Source organism: Priestia sp. P5_B4, assembly GCF_056400385.1.
In genome coordinates this window covers 1-1,028 of record NZ_JBFULJ010001131.1, presented here as the reverse complement: position 1 = coordinate 1,028, position 1,028 = coordinate 1, and the positions used below count along the sequence as shown (strand labels likewise).

At 39.4% G+C, this 1,028-nt stretch carries 1 protein-coding gene and 2 pseudogenes; all 3 read right to left on the bottom strand.

Annotated features, from left to right (window positions below; translation table 11 throughout):
* Positions 1-262, bottom strand: a pseudogene (locus AC1DRF_RS29390) (GNAT family N-acetyltransferase); the annotation flags it as partial.
* A gap of 59 nt (positions 263-321) precedes the next feature.
* Positions 322-852, bottom strand: a complete 531-nt coding sequence (locus tag AC1DRF_RS29385; protein ID WP_477742495.1) for a chromate transporter — start codon at positions 850-852, stop codon at positions 322-324.
* Positions 849-1,028: pseudogene (locus AC1DRF_RS29380) on the bottom strand (chromate transporter); the annotation flags it as partial. The gene AC1DRF_RS29385 and the pseudogene AC1DRF_RS29380, both read right to left, overlap by 4 nt.

Sequence of the window (1,028 nt, the reverse complement as noted above, 5' to 3'; positions counted from 1 at the left end):
TAACATATGCTTCTTTTCCTTGGAGGTTACTCGGTGAAGGCGGACGTATAAAAAAGACGATGCTTCCTGCTGATACAATTTCTCCATCCGCTTTTAAAATAGCCGTATAGCTATGTGGATTATTTATATTTGCAGTAAAATATTCTTCTGTAGCTTTTCGAAACAGCTCCTCATTCCCGTTTAATTCTCCCAGTTCTTTCATGAGCAACATTCGCAGTTTAACCAAATCCTGAACGTTTTCTAGCGCTGCTTTTTCAACCATGACTTCCCCTCTTTTCGTCTCTTTTACACAAAAAAACTCTCATCCTTCGAGAGCCTCATTTAAGCAAGAAAAACAGCTCCGTATACGAGTGCTCCGACAATAACGAACGCTGGATGCACGCGCAATTTTTCCAATAATAGAAAACTGGCTGCTACTAAAAATAAAGTTTGCCATATACCTGAATCACCGTATGAATTCATAAAAAATTCATATGCCATCAAGCCAAGTAAAATGGCGATAACGGGACGAATGTAGTTCGTCATTTTCTTAACATTTGGCGAATCTTTATACTTAAATAATATTCGAAGTAAAATAACTAAAAGTAAAACCGATGGAGCAATCGTTGCAAAAAGAGCAACCACCGAGCCTAAAATCCCTGCCTGCTGATATCCGATAAATCCCGCCATTTTTGTTGCAATCGGACCAGGCAGCGCATTTCCAATTGCCAGCATTTCACTAAACTCTTTGACCGTAAGCCAATGATAGTGATCCACGACTTCTTTTTGAATAAGCGGAATCGACGCAGGTCCGCCTCCATAGCCTAAAATATTTGAAACAARAAACGCCATAAATAGCTGAATATAAATCATACCGATTCCCTCTTTTGCTTGTGTTCAGCACTTTCACCTTTTTTTCCTTTTCGTTTTAGCGGAATCCAAGCTGCTGCCATAAGAACAATAATAATGACCGCTGGATGGATATGGGCAAATTCCATTAGCCCTAAACTAATAATCAGTAAGATAATAGCTGGTGTCCACCCTAGACC